The 15,462-nt window shown below is 49.5% G+C and carries 17 protein-coding genes; all 17 read right to left on the reverse strand.

Annotated features, from left to right (window positions below; translation table 11 throughout):
- Window positions 1-472, reverse strand: a 472-nt coding sequence (locus ACYC56_RS00005; protein WP_461372114.1) for a prolipoprotein diacylglyceryl transferase, incomplete at its 3' end; no start/stop codon positions are given.
- A 21-nt stretch (window positions 473-493) separates the two neighbouring features.
- Complete coding sequence (gene lspA / locus ACYC56_RS00010; protein WP_461372115.1) at window positions 494-973, reverse strand: signal peptidase II; 480 nt, start codon at window positions 971-973, stop codon at window positions 494-496.
- 24 nt (window positions 974-997) lie between these two features.
- A complete protein-coding gene (locus ACYC56_RS00015) occupies window positions 998-1,366 on the reverse strand; it encodes a TraR/DksA family transcriptional regulator (RefSeq protein ID WP_461372116.1) in 369 nt (122 codons plus the stop codon).
- A 65-nt stretch (window positions 1,367-1,431) separates the two neighbouring features.
- Complete coding sequence (ileS, locus tag ACYC56_RS00020) at window positions 1,432-4,266, reverse strand: isoleucine--tRNA ligase (protein ID WP_461372117.1); 2,835 nt, start codon at window positions 4,264-4,266, stop codon at window positions 1,432-1,434.
- A gap of 315 nt (window positions 4,267-4,581) precedes the next feature.
- The gene (locus tag ACYC56_RS00025) at window positions 4,582-4,920 is read right to left on the reverse strand and encodes a hypothetical protein (RefSeq protein WP_461372118.1); all 339 of its coding nucleotides are present in this window, start codon (window positions 4,918-4,920) and stop codon (window positions 4,582-4,584) included.
- A 33-nt stretch (window positions 4,921-4,953) separates the two neighbouring features.
- A complete protein-coding gene (locus tag ACYC56_RS00030; RefSeq protein WP_461372119.1) occupies window positions 4,954-5,253 on the reverse strand; it encodes a DUF167 domain-containing protein in 300 nt (99 codons plus the stop codon).
- Window positions 5,254-5,271: 18 nt separating this feature from the next.
- The gene (locus ACYC56_RS00035) at window positions 5,272-6,186 is read right to left on the reverse strand and encodes a DivIVA domain-containing protein (protein ID WP_461372120.1); all 915 of its coding nucleotides are present in this window, start codon (window positions 6,184-6,186) and stop codon (window positions 5,272-5,274) included.
- A 48-nt stretch (window positions 6,187-6,234) separates the two neighbouring features.
- Complete coding sequence (locus ACYC56_RS00040) at window positions 6,235-6,531, reverse strand: YggT family protein (protein WP_461372121.1); 297 nt, start codon at window positions 6,529-6,531, stop codon at window positions 6,235-6,237.
- Between the two features lie 18 nt (window positions 6,532-6,549).
- Complete coding sequence (proC, locus tag ACYC56_RS00045; protein ID WP_461372122.1) at window positions 6,550-7,359, reverse strand: pyrroline-5-carboxylate reductase; 810 nt, start codon at window positions 7,357-7,359, stop codon at window positions 6,550-6,552.
- A 12-nt stretch (window positions 7,360-7,371) separates the two neighbouring features.
- Window positions 7,372-7,857: a cell division protein SepF gene (locus ACYC56_RS00050; protein ID WP_461372123.1), complete on the reverse strand. Its 486-nt coding sequence runs from the start codon at window positions 7,855-7,857 to the stop codon at window positions 7,372-7,374.
- A gap of 14 nt (window positions 7,858-7,871) precedes the next feature.
- Window positions 7,872-8,546, reverse strand: coding sequence for a YggS family pyridoxal phosphate-dependent enzyme (locus tag ACYC56_RS00055; RefSeq protein ID WP_461372124.1), 675 nt, complete (start codon window positions 8,544-8,546; stop codon window positions 7,872-7,874).
- 178 nt (window positions 8,547-8,724) lie between these two features.
- Window positions 8,725-9,396, reverse strand: a complete 672-nt coding sequence (gene phoU / locus ACYC56_RS00060) for a phosphate signaling complex protein PhoU (RefSeq protein ID WP_461372125.1) — start codon at window positions 9,394-9,396, stop codon at window positions 8,725-8,727.
- Window positions 9,397-9,573: 177 nt separating this feature from the next.
- Complete coding sequence (gene pgeF / locus ACYC56_RS00065; protein WP_461372126.1) at window positions 9,574-10,440, reverse strand: peptidoglycan editing factor PgeF; 867 nt, start codon at window positions 10,438-10,440, stop codon at window positions 9,574-9,576.
- Between the two features lie 152 nt (window positions 10,441-10,592).
- On the reverse strand, window positions 10,593-11,654 hold the full coding sequence (ftsZ, locus tag ACYC56_RS00070; protein WP_461372163.1) for a cell division protein FtsZ: 1,062 nt from the start codon (window positions 11,652-11,654) through the stop codon (window positions 10,593-10,595).
- A gap of 480 nt (window positions 11,655-12,134) precedes the next feature.
- The gene (locus ACYC56_RS00075) at window positions 12,135-12,926 is read right to left on the reverse strand and encodes a cell division protein FtsQ/DivIB (protein WP_461372127.1); all 792 of its coding nucleotides are present in this window, start codon (window positions 12,924-12,926) and stop codon (window positions 12,135-12,137) included.
- A 98-nt stretch (window positions 12,927-13,024) separates the two neighbouring features.
- Entirely contained in the window at window positions 13,025-13,960 is a 936-nt protein-coding gene (gene murB, locus ACYC56_RS00080) for a UDP-N-acetylmuramate dehydrogenase (protein ID WP_461372128.1), read from the reverse strand.
- 78 nt (window positions 13,961-14,038) lie between these two features.
- Complete coding sequence (gene murC / locus ACYC56_RS00085; RefSeq protein WP_461372129.1) at window positions 14,039-15,439, reverse strand: UDP-N-acetylmuramate--L-alanine ligase; 1,401 nt, start codon at window positions 15,437-15,439, stop codon at window positions 14,039-14,041.
- Window positions 15,440-15,462: the final 23 nt, after the last annotated feature.

Below are 15,462 nucleotides of genomic sequence, written 5' to 3' on the forward strand. Positions count from 1 at the left end.
TTGCAATTTCGTCGGTAAAGGTCACGCCGAGAAAACTCGAGGTCTCTTTGCCGTAGCAGCAGCCGTTGGCATAACAGCCCAGCCTGCCGATCGCAGACCCTACGGCCATAGCCGGTGCGACCATATCGGCTACTTTTCCGACGGAGAGCTTTCTAAGTTTTATCACGGCGAGAACCGCCAGGGTGCCGCCGATAAGTCCGCCGTAAAAGATAAGCCCGCCCGTCCAAATCGCAAACACCTGCGCCGGATTGCCTACGAAATCACGCCAGTAGTCGATGACATAGACCAACCTTGCCCCGATAATGCCGCCGATCATAGCGAACAAGACGATATCGAAGGATATCTCCGGATTAAACCCTTTTCGTTTTGCCTCGTGGTGAATCAATAAAAGCCCTACCAGAAAGGCGGCAGCCATGGCTACCCCGTAAGTGTGTACGGTAAGCGGGCCGATTTTAAAGAGTATTGGTAACAAAAACTATCAACCGTCCTTTTTCTAACTTTGCGGTGTTCGCTCAGGGTTTTTGGCTTGCGCGGATTCCTTGCGGGCGTCGATGAGCATGGTGATGATAAATAACGCCACACCTATATCTATTGCCGAGTCGGCGATATTAAAAATCGGCCAGACTCGAAAATCTATAAAGTCCGTAACCCTGCCTGAAACCAACCTGTCGGTGAGGTTACCGGCCGCTCCCCCGAGCATTAGGCCAAGAGCAATCGTAAGCTTCCGGTCCACATCCCCCACCCGCCAGTAGTAATACACTATGGAGATTATAGCAGCTATGCTCACTATTAAAAACACAAGCCGCTGGTTGGGGAACAAGCTGAAAGCGGCGCCGGCGTTTCTGACATGAGTGATATGAAGTATCCCCGACACCAGCGGAATCGAAGTATCGACCGGTATGAAATAACGTATAAGCATCTTCGAACCCTGATCGAAGACCAAAACAAGTACTGCAATTATTGCTAAAAGCAAAAAACCAACCCCATTGTTTAGCGATTACCAGCTTTTCTCTTCTTTTTTCTTATCCTCAATACAAAGATCGGCATACGGGAGTGCTTCCAGCCTCTCTCGTTCGATAGGCCTGCCGCATACCCTGCAGAAACCGTAAGTACCCTCGTCGATCCGCTTGAGAGCCTCATCTACCTTTGCCATCAGGTCCCGCGTGTTAAGCCCCAGCGATAGGTCTTGTTCACGCGAATATGTGGCGGTTCCCAGGTCTCCCATATGGTTATCGTATTGGTTCTCGCCCGTCCACTCGCTTTGCGATTCGTCCCATGTCTTATCAACATACTTGAGTTCGCCCTCAAGATCCGCTTTCAGCTTTAACAGCCGCTCCCTGAACTCTTTAAGTTCCTTCTCGTCCACGGGAACCCCTCCTCAACCTTTTCGCTACTTTGGTTTTAAATATACCCATAACCAGTTGGCAGCTATCAAACGTGCACGAGTACCGATGCACACCGGGCGCATAGGCCGGGGTGTTCGGGAATCTCGCCGACCGTTTCCTCGTATCGCCAGCACCTCTCGCATTTTGCGCCGGGCGCAGGCGAAACCTTTATGGCGAGGTTCGGGATAAGTTCACTCTTATAAGAATTTTCAGGCGCCTCAAAGTATGGAAATACATTGATGCTAGAAACTATCATCACTTGGGATAGAAGATTCTGATCTACGGCAACCTGGACTTTCTTGTAGTTCTCCAGAAATTCGCGCAGCGCATCATCACTATAAAGCTCTACTTGAGCTTCAAGCGCGTTTCCAATCTCCTTTTTGTTCCGGGCTTCTTCCAGGGCTTTTGCAACCTCTCCCCGTATCTTCAATAATCTATTCCAGCTCTCGTCGAGTTCCGGATTTATATACTGCTCGTTTGCCACCGGCCATAGAGCAAGATGAACGCTCTTCGTGCCCCGAACCGATTCGGGTATATACGACCACAACTCCTCACTGGTGAAAGCAAGGATAGGGGCCAGCATTTTCGTAAACGTGACAAGCATTTCAAAAAGAACCGTCTGCGCCGCCCTACGCTCAATCGACCCGGCGGCCGAGGCATACAGCCTGTCTTTTAATATATCGAGATAAAGCGAGCTTAGCTCGTTGGTGAAGAAATTGTATACCGTATGGTAGACCGCATGGAAACGGTAATCCTCATAATTGACCGTAACATTCTTTAATAGGCCGGTCATCTCATGAAGCGCCCATTTATCCAACTCCTGCAACTGGTCGTATTCGACATCGTCTACACCCGGCTTGAAATCGTATAGATTGCCAAGCATAAACCTGAATGTGTTGCGTATCCTCCTGTAGGCTTCCCCCACGTGTTTGAGGATATCCGGTGATATGCCAACATCTACGGTATAATCGCTTGATGCTACCCAGAGTCGTAAGATATCGGCGCCGGATTTTGCAGTGACGTCCAAAGGATCGACCACGTTGCCCAGCGACTTGGACATCTTGCGCCCGTCGCCATCAACGACAAAGCCGTGTGTGAGCACCGCATCATACGGAGCCCTGTTATGCACACCGACTGAAGTCATCAGCGATGATTGGAACCAACCGCGGTGCTGATCGCTGCCCTCGGTATAAAGGTCTGCGGGCCATCTTAGCTCCGGCCTGAGTTTTAAAACCGCCTCGTGACTCACGCCCGATTCAAACCAAACATCCAGAATATCGGTCTCTTTTGTCAGCTTGGCGGCGCCGCATTTGGGGCACGCAAACCCCGCCGGCAGGATCTCTTCTGCGCTCTTCGAAAACCATGCATCCGCGCCATCGGCCACAAAGAGGTCGATTACAGCGCCGATGGTCTCATCGGTTACGACTTCTTCCTGGCAATCGGCGCAGTAAAACACCGGGATCGGCACGCCCCAGGAGCGCTGTCTTGAGATACACCAATCAGGCCTCCCCTCGACCATACCGGTGATGCGTCTGATGCTCCAATCCGGTATCCAGCGAACATTATTTATTGAATTCATGGCTTCGCCGCGCAGGTTATTTACCTCCATCGACACAAACCACTGCTCGGTCGCCCTGAAGATAACAGGGTTCTTGCACCGCCAGCAGCAAGGATACGCGTGCGTGATTTCGGTACTGTACGCGAGAAGCCCTTTTGCTTTTAAGAAATCAAGAATCTCTTTGTTGGCATCGTAGATATACATGCCCGCGAACTGGCCGGCCTCTTTGGTGAAATGGCCGGTCGCATCCACCGGCATCGGGGCCGGCAGATCGTATTTTAGTCCGGTCATATAATCTTCCTGGCCGTGTCCGGGTGCCGTGTGTACCGCGCCCGTCCCGGTATCCAGGCCGACGTAATCGGCAAGCACTACCACCGATTCCTTATCCGGAAAAAGCGGGTGCTCGCATTTTAAGTATTCCATGTCGGAGCCCTTAAAATGCGCAACGATCTCGTAACCGGATATTCCTATCTCGGGCGCGACCTCTTCAAACCTTGCATCCGCAAAGATAAGGATCTCGCCCCCGGTTTTTACGGCAATATATGCGGCATCCGGGTGGACCGCTACGGCGACGTTTGCCGGAAGTGTCCACGGCGTAGTCGTCCAAATCACGATAAACTTGGGCTCGCTAAAACCCTTGATCGGTTCAAATTCGCTTTTCAGGGAGAATTTCACGTATATCGAAGGGGATGTCTCCTCTTTGTACTCGATCTCGGCCTCGGCAAGCGCGGTCTGGTCGGTAATGCACCAGTGAATCGGTTTGCGCCGTTTGTATACGAGCCCTTTCTTATAAAGCTCGCCGAATACCTCGACGTTAGCCGCTTCGTACTTATGGTTAAGCGTTAGATATGGATCGAACCAGTCACCGCTTACTCCAAGCCGCATGAACTGCTCGCGCTGCTTATCAACAAAACTCAAGGCGTAGTCTTTGCAGAGTTTCCTGAACTCGACCTGAGAGATGGTCTTTGCTTTTTCCCCAAGCTGCTTCTCGACATTGTGCTCGATCGGCTGACCGTGGCAATCCCATCCGGGCACGTACGGGCTGTCGAAACCCGCCATCGTCTTGTATTTTACGATCATATCCTTAAGGATTTTATTCATGGCAGTGCCCACGTGGATGTTGCCGTTGGCGTACGGTGGCCCATCGTGAAGAATAAATTTTTCGCGCCCCGACGATTCTTCGCGGATGGCTTTATAGAGATCGATATCGCTCCAGAAGTTAAGCATTTCTGGTTCTCGCTGCGGTAAATTTGCCTTCATCGGAAAATCGGTCTGCGGCAAATTCAACGTGATCTTGTAATCGGGTTTAGCCGGTTCGTTCATTATGTCCTATCACCTCGTAATAAATCTCATTAATCGTAGCTTATGGCTCATAGTTCACTATCAGCTATAAGCTATGTCTAAGGGTCAAGGGTCCGGGGACCAGGGGAAAACCCCTTCTTCCCTTTATCTCCTTAACACTTAACCCATCAATTTCGCCTTATGAGAATCTAAAAGATCTTTATAAATGCCTTGGCCCACAGGCTCGACCCACACCCCTGGTCCCTGGCCTCTGGACCCTATCAAGAAAAAGCCCTCTCTCACACACAACGGCGAGAAAGGTTGCTGGAATCACATCTGATAAAAACGGTATACGTGCTACTTGCCGAGTACCTCGGATAAAACCCATAATCTAAGATTGCGGGTTTCGAGAGCATCTACAAATGCGTTAACCTTATCACGTAAACCCGAATCGGGTTCATATATGAATATCGCCTCGGCCTCGTCCCCTTCTTTTCTCAGAAAACCTTTGCCGGCAAGATAATCAACGGCTGCTTCAATATCGTCCTCACGTCGCCCCAGGTGACGCGCCAAATCCGTACACCTGTCCCGAACACCCGGGTTCTGATGATAAAACACGATAACTGCCCATACTACGAGCGAACTCACGTATGTATGAACAAACTCTTGCAAATTTTTATCTATGGTATTACTCATTAATTCTGACACCCACGAACCCTTTATAGAGCGCTACATGCCTTTCATAGCGCCCTCTAAACCTGCCACGATTTTTTCAGGGGTCATTCCTTCTATATAGATAGTCTTGTGTCTACCCTGATGTCCTGATTTTATCGCAAGTTGACGTTTTGGCAAACCTAAAATATGCGATAAAAGCCCAATACACTCCTCGTTTGCTTTCCCCTCAACCGGCGGCGACTTTACGGCGATCTTAATACTGTCGCCGTGCACCCCCACGATCTTCGTCCTGGAAGCCCTTGGCTGAATCCACACGTTCAACAACGTTCCGCCGCTATAAGGGCTTGCATACATATAAATCAGCCTCTTCGACTAAAAAGCTAAGCTATCAAAATCAGAGGTGTCCGGCCTGTCGGTAAATGTATCTTTCTTAACGTCCTTAGCGGGATTCCTCGCCAAGTCACTACCGTTACCGTTAGATAAGGCATCAGTCGCACCCGGATACGTCTCTTCGATGAAATTATCCAGCACATATGTCTCGCCGATGTAACTATCCGGCATTACCGGCTCTGGCTCCATCCGCCTTTCAGGTTCCATCCGCCTTTCAGGCTCCTGGGGGGGGTCCTCATCCAGCTTTACCATGCCGATTTTCGGGGCCTCTGGCATTTCTGGAGTATCCGGAATATCCTGGATATCTAGGATATCTGGACCGATTGAGATTTCACTCTCAGCCACAGGCGTTTCGGTTTCGGGCATTGAGACTATTCTCTCCGACATTATTTTCTCCAGCTCGGAGGATGCTTTGTCGTTGATGCCCACGATATTGGTGCCTATGTCGGCAAGAACAGCAGTGCTATCCGCAATCCGGATATACGATTCCAGCATCGACTTAAACTTGGTCCGAAATTCCTCTTCGGCTTGTTTAAGACTCCCCAAGGTCGTCTCATACTTACTTTTTAGATCGTATGCTTCCTGGATTATCTCTTTGGCTTTAAGCTCGGCATCCCTTACGATCAGATCTGCTTCTTTGTTGGCATGAACGGTAACGTCCTCTGCCGATTTTTGGGCAGTCAGCAACGCGTTCTGCAAGCTTTTCTCCATGCCCGAATAGCCGTCCAGGTCTTCTTTTGCTTTTTCAAACTGTTCTTTCAGCTCAATGTTTTCTTTGAAGAGGCGTTCAAAATCTTCTGCGACGTCGTCTAGAAACTTGTCTACTTCTTCTTCGCTGTAGCCGCGTATGGCTCTGTGAAATTCTTTCTGGTGAATATCTAGTGGTGTTAACTTCATCTGCGAATCCTCCTTCGACTGTTACTATAGCACCTGTTACATTATGTGTTACATACCGAGTATGAGCCTTAGAACCGAACGAATTATCTGCTGTATGATATTGAGCAGGATCAGCGCTATGACCGGCGACAAATCCAACCCCATACCGCCCACCATAATCGGCGGTATTATATTTCTAACAAGCCTCAAAATGGGCTCGGTGATGTCGTAAATAAAATTAAGAATCGGCCTGGTGACAGGATTCACCGGGATCTGTATAAACGATAACACCACTCTCACCAGAATAAAGATATAAAGAAGTTGAAATATTACATCGATTATCCTGAACAAAATAGTTAACGGCACGTACCTGATTCCTCCAACTTAAGCCAGTTCCCCGGCTCTTCGAATTGCAGCTTCTACTGCTTCTTGTACTATAGACCTAAAATTGTGATTAGAAAATACCTGTAAAGCCGCAGCTGTCGTACCGCCCGGTGATGTTACCATCTCTCTTAGCTCGTTAGGTTTCTTGCCGGTCTCCCGCAGCATAGTTGCGGAGCCGGTCATCGTCTGTATGACTAACGTGCTTGCGGCGCTCTCATCCAATCCGGCTTTTACTCCGGCATCGATCAGCGCCTCGACCATTAAAAAGAAATATGCAGGCCCCGAGCCGCTAACGGCCGTTGCCTGGTTCTGTAAATCCTCTGGAAGCTCAATCGCCTCACCCACCGAAGAGAAAAGTCGCAATGCGACTTCCGCAGCTTCGTCATCAGCATAAGCGCCGCGGCTGACCACCGACATTGCTTGCCCGACCAGAGCCGGCGTATTGGGCATTACGCGAATGATCCGTGCATTTTTGCCGATTAAACGATGTAGTTTTTCTGTTGGAACCCCCGCCGCAATAGATATGACAATCTGGTCCTCCCGGAAGCCATCCTTAGCACCGGTTACTACCTGATCGATCTGCTGCGGTTTTACCGCCAGTAACACTACATCACTGTCTCTAACGGCCTCGACAGTCTCGGTTGTGAACTCTATCTGATATGCATCTCTTAAACTCTCGAGACGCTCGGTATTTACATCATTGAGAACGATCTGCCCGGCTTGAATAATCCCGGACCGGATGAAACCCCTGAACAGAGCTTCGCCCATCTGCCCGGCCCCAATAATCGAGAGTTTTTTGCCTTCAAGCAACAGCGAGTCCCCCTAGAACTGGTTGAAAAATCCTTTTTCTTGCAGGCGCCTTCTCTCCTCGGCCGAGACATCGACATTACTCGGTGTGAGCAAGAAGACCTTATCGGCTATCTTCTGCATTCCACCATTGAGACCATAGGTCAGGCCGCTGGCGAAGTCTATGAGCCGCTTCGATAGGTCGTTATCGCTTCTTTGCAGGTTTATTATGACGGGGATATCGGACTTGAATTTATCTGCGATCTTCTGGCAGTCGTTAAAACTGCTTGGCTCAAAGATCTCCACTTTTAGTTGTGGCGGTGGCGCTATCGAACGCAAAGGGGCCGATTTGTGAGAGGCTCTCTCTAAATCTGGATAACGCGTTATCTTGCGTACCGTCGGCGTTTGGTCGAAGTCCTCGAAACTGTCGTCTTCGTCAAGGTCTTCAAAAGTGCTCTCGATAGGTTCTTCTTCTGTTAGTTTGAAATAGTTTAATGTCTTGCGCCACATATTTTCACGCATATATGTTCTCCTCCCTAAGGTGTAAAAATAGCTGTTCCAACCCGTACCATGGTTGAGCCCTCTTCGATCGCTATCTCAAAGTCGTTGGTCATACCCATAGAAAGCATCTCGAAATCTGGCCCTTGCTGCTTAGATAGATTATCGAATAGTTCTTTCATTTTTGCAAAATATATACGTAAAAGTCCAGTGTCATTTATATAAGGCGCCATCATCATGAGGCCCTTAATTTTTACATTATTAAGTTGTGCCAGCTCATCCACGGCGAACAGCACTTCTTCGGGTGAGAATCCGTACTTGCTAGCTTCCCCAGAGATGTTAACTTCAAGCAGTACGTCTTGAACTTTGCCGAGTTCACGGCTCTGCTTGTTAATTTCCCTGGCTAACGCTATGCTATCCACTGATTGTATCAGGTAAACGAATGGGATGATATACTTTACTTTATTTCTTTGCAAATGACCGATAAAGTGCCAAGCGACCGCATCCCCTAACGCCTCGTATTTCGGCAGTAGCTCCTGCACTCTGTTTTCCCCAAGATTTGCTACTGCGCTATCGATCACCTGCTGGATTTCAGAAACTGAATGATTTTTGGTTACCGCAACCAACGTTATTTCGTCCGGGTCTCGCCCGCTTCGTTTGGCCGCGTCCTCTATTCGTTTACGTACCGACCGGATGTTTTCGTCTACAGACATATCCATGTAATTTTCGCCACAAAAACCCACATTCCTGCATTAAACGCTAACTTGGCTTTTCCTTGACTAAAACGAAATAAAACATAAAAAAAAGCGGACCCCCGCCCTCTATACTTATTATACGCTTATATATGTTGGTTTTTACTAAACCCACTCCCTCGTATATACTGCCTACTCCCTACTGTTCTACCTCTATTTCACGGCCATCGGGTATCCGTCCCGTCACCAAGTAATCGATTCTCTCTGCGATATCGACACAGTGATCGGCGACGCGCTCCAGAAAACGGCTTGCGAGAAGAATGCTTCCTATCCACTGCATCGATTCGTTCCCCTGGTACTGGGAAAGCTGCTCAAACATGTTGCGATGCATGCGATCGACAACATCATCCATACCGGTTAATTTGCGAGCGAGTTCAATGTCTAGCTCCTCAAACGCTCTCAGGCAGAGGTCGAAGATATTTAGGGTCTCATCGCCCATTTCGCTTATGCTTTGACCGACCGGTACGATCATACCGTCGATCGGGCACGAGCGTTTTGCGCCTTTTGCCATATTAACGGCCAGATCGCCAATGCGCTCCAGGTGCAATGCGATAAACATGGTCGTCCAGCACAGCCTCAAATCGCTTGCAACCGGAGCCTGCCTGGCAATGGTCTCCATCGCACGCCCTTCTATTTGGTAGTTGAGCAAGTCGATCCTGTCATCCATCTTGATGACTTCTTCAGCAAGCTCAACGTCGCATTCAACAACCACTTTGACCGCGTTCTCTATCGCTTGCCTGGCTATCCTTCCCATCAACAACACATCGCACTTGAGTTCGTCAAGCTCGTCGTGAAAGCTCTTTCGGGGCATTATATCTCCTCATTTAAAAATAAAATGATGCCGGGCGCATCAAAATCGGTTCCTGTTTCATTCTTAGTTAATTCGGTATCGCGCATCGGAATATTAGTAAGATTATAACCGCCTTTTAAAATACGTCAATTATACGCTGGTTTTTTAGTAAATAATCGTCTAGTGATTATCTATTAATTATTTGTTGGTATCTTTGTTAGTATCCGGAAGGATTGCAGTAATAGCCGCCTGGCGGCCTGTTGTTCCGCCATCGGCTCGATATGAAAAGAACAGGTCATTGCGGCACGAAGAGCAACAACCGTCACACTGGTATACATTACCAGGGGGGATATCGTTTCCAACAAGCTGCATCTTACCAAGCTCTCTTAGATTTAGTGTGGCACCATCCAACCAGCCTGCGACATCTGTGAATTTATGCGAGAACTTTTCTGCTACGTCGGCGCCTACCCGATAACAGCAACCGCCGATCGCGGGGCCGATAAACGCGATAAGATTGCCGGGGTGAACCCCGTATGCCGAAACCATGGTTCGGACGGAGGCGCCTATCACTTCCCCATACATTCCGCGCCAACCTGCATGAACGACGCTTATAACGCGTTTGTTTGGCTCAACCAGGATAACCGGCACACAATCGGCAAAGAACAAGGTTAACGGGATGGATTGGTCGGCGGTAATAAGCGCGTCGACGCCTGGGATAGAATCTTGCAGGCACATAGCCCCCCGTCCGGCCTCGAGTTCACCGACGACCGCCGCCTCGGCGCCGTGCACCTGCTCGGCACATACCATCCGAGTAGCATCCAGGCCAAGCCGGCGACATACTAAATCCCTGTTCTTAACCACCTTGTCCGGGTTATCCCCAACATGAAACGCGAGGTTAAGCGATGCATACGGGTCAGGGCTTACGCCACCCCGCCTCGTCGTAAACACCACAAGGATGTTATGCTCGTCAAGAAGCGGCCTCGAAATAAAATAACTAAGCCCATCTGCCTCTTCAAATATGAGGCTATATTTACCTGTATCACCCGTACTTATATCTCTATCCATAAGTATCCTGCCTACTAAAACTCACTCTCTCGACCTTCGTTAATTCGTAATTCGACATTCGCAATTCCTCCGGCTCCTACAAATAACAAAACCGCCTGCTTACCGCGGGCGGTTGTAGAATTCATCGTCGTGATATGGGATTCAGCTATTCCCTATCTTCTTCTTAAAAATGTCGGGATGTCGAGATCTTCCGTGTCGAATGTTGGGATATTCGAAGACGGCTCCTCAGGAGTGACTTTTTGTACGAACTCGAGTTTATCCTGCTTCCTGAGATCGAATCCCGTCGCGATGACCGTAACCCGTACCTCATCGCCGAGCGTGTCATCGATAACCGCACCGAATATGATGTTTGCTTCCGGATGCGCAGCATTTGCGATTACTTCTGCGGCCTCGTTTACCTCGAAGAGACCGAGGTCCGAGCCACCCGAGATATTCAGCAGCACACCCTGCGCGCCGTCGATAGACGCCTCAAGCAGCGGGCTTGCAATAGCGCTCTTTGCGGCTTCAACCGCGCGGTTCTCGCCGCTTGATACGCCGATACCCATGAGCGCCGAGCCCGCGTTAGACATAATCGTTCTAACGTCGGCAAAGTCCAGGTTGATTAAGCCCGGAACGGTAATCAAATCTGTTATACCCTGGACGCCCTGACGAAGTACATCGTCGGCCATCCTGAATGCTTCGATGATCGAGGTCTTCTTTTCGGCTACGTGAAGCAGCCTATCGTTAGGGATAATGATCAAGGTGTCGACTGTCTCGCGGAGCTTCATGATGCCTTCATCGGCCTGCATGGAGCGTTTTCTTCCCTCAAAGCTGAACGGCCGGGTAACAACTCCTACCGTTAACGCCCCTATATCCTTGGCGATCCCTGCAATAACAGGTGCGGCCCCGGTTCCGGTGCCACCGCCTTTTCCTGCAGTAACAAAAACCATATCCGCACCTTGCAGTGCCTCTTTAATATCGTCTCTGCTTTCTTCTGCCGCCTGGAATCCGATCTCCGGATCGGCTCCCGCTCCTAGGCCTTTTGTTAGATTCGCGCCAATATGCACTTTGTAATCGGCGTCAGACATTAATAAAGCCTGTGCATCTGTATTGCAGGCTATAAATTCAACGCCGCGTAGGCCGGCTTCGATCATACGGTTGACGGCGTTGGTGCCGCCCCCTCCTACTCCGACTACTTTGATCACAGCTAGATAATTGGCGCCAGCATCTAACATCATAAAGCCTCCCTTCCATTACCTCGACTATTACTTTAGACTTTTCTGCGATTCTCTCTAGTACAGATATAGTTTATTTTAACCTTAACCTTGGCAATAACCTTATCCTATCCAAGCATAAATTGCAACCGTCTTAAGTAAAAACATTGCCAAAATATTAGCAAAAAACCCAGTTCGACAAAGATGCCACTACTACTTTTACCTGGTATTTTGTGGTAATTGCGTGATCGGCCGCGTTCTTCGCCCGTACTAACATCCTCTTACTAGCAGGTAAGGCTGCCTACGACATTAATAGCAGCGATTAGCGATGAGCGATTAGCGATTGGGTGTGGGTCGAGAAAGTGGGTCTTTAGTAAGACTATTGGCCACAAGCTCGTATGTGTAGATAACGATGGGAGTAATTGATCAGGGTACTCGTAATGACGTTCCCTAATCGCCAATCGCTCCTCGCTAATCGCTGTACTTAGCTAATCGCTGCTCTTACGGAACCGAATCGATACGGCGCAAGACAGGGTCTGAGTGGGGGTAACTTCGGATATCGATGAAGATCACCTGACGGCCCTGTTCCTTTAGGATACTCTGGAGGACTTTGTTTTTCTGGTCGGCCTGCTTCGCCTCACCATAAAGTATTTCCATGTTGCCTTTATTATAGAGGGAAAGTTTGTCGACTGATGGGGCCGAGATCAAAACAATCGTTTTTCTAAGTTCAGGGTCCATGGATTCAAGACACTTAACGACATTATCAAGCGATTCGTTCATCAGTTTATCCCCGACTTTTATCTTGGCCACAGGTAAATCGGTAATTGTAGGAACGTTGGCGCCATCTGCATACTGTCGCTCGGCTACCACAAAGAGGTCTTCGTCGATCAGGTAGAACTTCCCTCCGAGAGAGATGAGGATGGCCGGTGCGCGCTCGATAAGTTCCACCTTGAGTGTGTGCGGCAGCGCCCGTTTAACCGCTACGTCCTTTATCCAGGGATCTTTAAGTAATTTATCTCTGATATCCTCCGTTGAAACGCTAAGCAGATTTGTCTCCCGATCAACGTTGCATACCTGGACGATCTTTGCGGCAGACACCGCCTTATTGCCTGCTATCTCGACCTTGGTAACGTTGAAAAGCCCGGAATGATAGAGTCCATAGGCCCCTAGCAACACGACAAATACGGCTGCCGCAAAGATCGTTATCTGATTGCGACGTTTTCGCCGGATAAGGACAAGTTTCTGCTGTCTTTCTTCCGCTTTCGTCTTTGCTATCTGCCTGCCTTCACTCACCTTGCATCACCTTGTGCTTCCCTTAAACTTCTAATAGTGCTTAAAAATACTTACGGTGTTCGTCGTTAGTGATATAGTATGTACCTTCTTATCCTGCTCTACCTGTCGTTAGTAGGCATTAAGAGGACTTCGTCGAACTCCCCTAACAGTTCGACTTCGGACTCCAGCAGGATACCGCGTGCTTCAAAGACCCGCTGCTGCACGGCCTTCATCAGGTGATACACATCGGACGCAGTCGCATAACCACAGTTAACTATGAAATTCGCGTGCTTGGTAGAGACTTCGGCGCCGCCTATTCTCATACCCTTACACCCGGTCTCTTCTATTAATTTTCCCGCCGAACCGGCTTTAGGGTTTTTAAAAATGCTTCCGGAGTTTGGCAGTTGCAACGGCTGGTTGTTCTTACGCTTGGCAAAATAGTCTTCCATCTCATGCTTGATGACCTCCGGATCACCGGGCACAAGAACCAGCGTCGCCTCGACAATTATATCATCTCTTCTTAGACTGCTGTTCCTATATCCAAAATCTATCTGAGCTCGCTTCAATACGTTGAGTTCACAAGCTCTCGTATACGTTACAACGTTACCAACCGTGTCACCGATTGCTCTTCCATGTGCGCCGGCGTTCATCCTGAGAGCCCCGCCTAGGTTGCCCGGGATTCCCACGGCAAAACTCAAGCCGGCCAGCGAGTGCTTTGCGGCAGTTTGGACGAGAGATGGCAACGAGACGGCGGCGCCTGCCTGTATTTTTCCCGCCTCGACCCTCTTTATCATGAAGTCTCTTCCCAAACGCAGGACGATTCCCGGAAAACCGTTGTCAGATACCAGTAAATTGGAACCCTTTCCAATAACAAAGAGCGGAAGTCCCCATTCTTTAGCAGTGGTAAGCACAATGGTAAGCTGGTCGAGCGTGTCGGCGACGGCAAAGATCTCGGCCGGTCCGCCAACCCTCATCGTAGTTTCTTTGGCTAGGACTTTACCTTTCACGACGTTGTCGTTTAAGTGCTTGTGTAAGATGCTAAAAGCCCTGCTCACATAACGGTTGTTCAACTCCTGTACCCTTTCGAACCAAGGTAATTCCACAAGATAGATCCATTGATCTAAGCTACATAATCATCGCAGATGATTATGTAGCTTAAGAAAATCCTCACCGATGGCGCTTATGTCGCCGGCCCCCATGGTAAGAACAAGGTCGCCTTCCCGGACCGTTTCCAACAGGAATTTTGGAATTTCTGTTTTCTTTGGTAAATACACGACGTGTTTTCTCGGGCTTTCCGCGAGAACGGCATCGACTATGACTTTGCCGGTGACGCCGGGAATCGGATCTTCTCCGGCGGCGTAGACATCCGTAAGAACAACTACATCCGCGTCGCTAAACGCCGAACCGAAATCCTTGCTTAAAAACTTGGTCCTCGAGTACCTGTGGGGCTGGAATACGCAAATAAGTCTGCTCCAATCGCCGCTTTTAGCCGCGCTCAGCGTGGCCTCGACTTCGGTTGGATGATGCGCGTAATCATCGACCAGCGTGAAATCGGGAGTTGTCTCGATGATTTGGAAGCGGCGCTTGACGCCCGAGAACTGGCTAAGCGCCCCTAACACGGCATCCATCTGCATACCGAGACTCTGGCTTAAGGCGATCGTGGCAAGTGAGTTATATACATTATGCACGCCCGGCACGTTGAGCTTTACCCCACCGATGAGCGCACCGTTATAATAGGCATCATAGGTGCTACCGAACGTATGCAGCACCACATTGCGCGCGATAAAGTTGTGCCCGGCCGGCCGGCTCTCGCCTTCCTGTTCGACACCGTACGTCACAAATCTCTTTTCGGAGCGCTCTATTAAGCGGGCCACGCCCGGATTATCTGCACACGCGACGACAAACCCGTGTTCGGGCAGCGATTCGACAAATTTTAAGAAAAGAGCCTCGATTTCCTCGAGCGAGCCGTAATAATCGAGATGATCGGCCTCTATATTGGTCATGACGATTACTTCAGGATTTAAAAAGAGTAACGAGCCATCACTCTCATCGGCCTCGGTAACGAAAAACTCGCCGCCGCCGTGTTTGGCGTTGCTTCCAATATCGTTGAGTTCCCCGCCGATTAGAAACGTCGGGTCGAGACCGGTTTTTTCAAACGTTAGTGCGACCATCGAAGTCGTAGTCGTCTTTCCGTGCGTTCCGGCCACGGCTATACTCCGCAAGTGTTTGCCCAGTTCGGCAAGCATTTCCGCCCTGCGAATAACCGGGATGTTGCTCTGCTTAGCCTCTTTTACTTCCGGGTTTGTAACGGGTATTGCCGTGGAGACGACCACCACATCGGGGTCGTTGATGTTATCTGCACTATGACCGATTGAGATAATCGCGCCTTTTTCTCTTAGTGAAGCGGTGTAACGGGATTCTTTCAAGTCAGAACCGCTCACTTTATATCCCATATCAAGAAGGACCTTTGCTATGCCGCTCATCCCGGCCCCGCCGATACCGACAAAGTGGATGTGCATCAAGTTTTCGACCATTGTGACTCCTTACGTTTCTGCAT

Source organism: Candidatus Aquicultor sp., assembly GCF_054640775.1.

Coding starts and splice junctions, on each gene's coding strand:
- phoU (WP_461372125.1), bottom strand. CDS start 9,396: ATGCCCCGAAAGAGCTTTCACGACGAGCTTGACGAACTCAAGTGCGAT.
- ileS (WP_461372117.1), bottom strand. CDS start 4,266: ATGAACGAACCGGCTAAACCCGATTACAAGATCACGTTGAATTTGCCG.
- ACYC56_RS00025 (WP_461372118.1), bottom strand. CDS start 4,920: ATGAGTAATACCATAGATAAAAATTTGCAAGAGTTTGTTCATACATAC.
- ACYC56_RS00050 (WP_461372123.1), bottom strand. CDS start 7,857: ATGCGTGAAAATATGTGGCGCAAGACATTAAACTATTTCAAACTAACA.
- murC (WP_461372129.1), bottom strand. CDS start 15,439: ATGGTCGAAAACTTGATGCACATCCACTTTGTCGGTATCGGCGGGGCC.
- ftsZ (WP_461372163.1), bottom strand. CDS start 11,654: ATGTTAGATGCTGGCGCCAATTATCTAGCTGTGATCAAAGTAGTCGGA.
- pgeF (WP_461372126.1), bottom strand. CDS start 10,440: ATGGATAGAGATATAAGTACGGGTGATACAGGTAAATATAGCCTCATA.
- ACYC56_RS00035 (WP_461372120.1), bottom strand. CDS start 6,186: ATGAAGTTAACACCACTAGATATTCACCAGAAAGAATTTCACAGAGCC.
- ACYC56_RS00030 (WP_461372119.1), bottom strand. CDS start 5,253: ATGTATGCAAGCCCTTATAGCGGCGGAACGTTGTTGAACGTGTGGATT.
- ACYC56_RS00055 (WP_461372124.1), bottom strand. CDS start 8,546: ATGTCTGTAGACGAAAACATCCGGTCGGTACGTAAACGAATAGAGGAC.